This window comes from Serratia sp. J2, assembly GCF_046269175.1.
GTDB classification, from domain to species: Bacteria; Pseudomonadota; Gammaproteobacteria; order Enterobacterales; family Enterobacteriaceae; genus Chania; species Chania fonticola_C.
Genome location: NZ_JBKABN010000110.1, coordinates 1 through 503 on the forward strand (window position 1 = coordinate 1; position 503 = coordinate 503).

General features: G+C 55.9%; 1 protein-coding gene. It reads right to left on the reverse strand.

All coding sequences use genetic code 11. The features are described from left to right. On the reverse strand, positions 1 to 503 hold a 503-nt coding region (locus ACKWMY_RS28295; protein WP_409487559.1), incomplete at both ends, for a phage portal protein.

The window sequence follows — 503 nt, forward strand, 5'->3', positions numbered from 1 at the left end:
AGTCGGCGGTGTCGAACTCCACCTGGTAGCGGGAACCGGCTGAAGGAGAACTCAACAGCAAGGCGGCCTTAAGCTGCTGCTCAAAGTTGGTCAACCAGGGGCGCATCGTCATGGTGAGAAAGGCGCGGCTGGCTTCGCTAAAGTTGCTGTAGGTGCTGTTGGAATACTCTTGCAAGAAGATCGGGCTGATATTGAATATCCGGGCAATGTCTTCGATGGTGAAGCGGCGAGAGCCTAACCACTCTGCATCCTGATTGCTCATGCCTAATTGCTCATACTCCATGCCACCTTCAAGGATCGGTGTTTTACCGGCGTTTCTGGCCCCTTTGTAACGTTCCAGGGCATCCATCGCCTTTTTGCCGTTAACGCTGTCCAGCCACTCTTTGGCCTTAACGATCCCTGCGGCCATCATGCCGTCACGCATAATGCTGGCACCATGGCGCTGTTGAGCCATACCCAGCCCCAGCGTTTCCCGGCAGATGCTGACCGGTGAGCGGGACAAG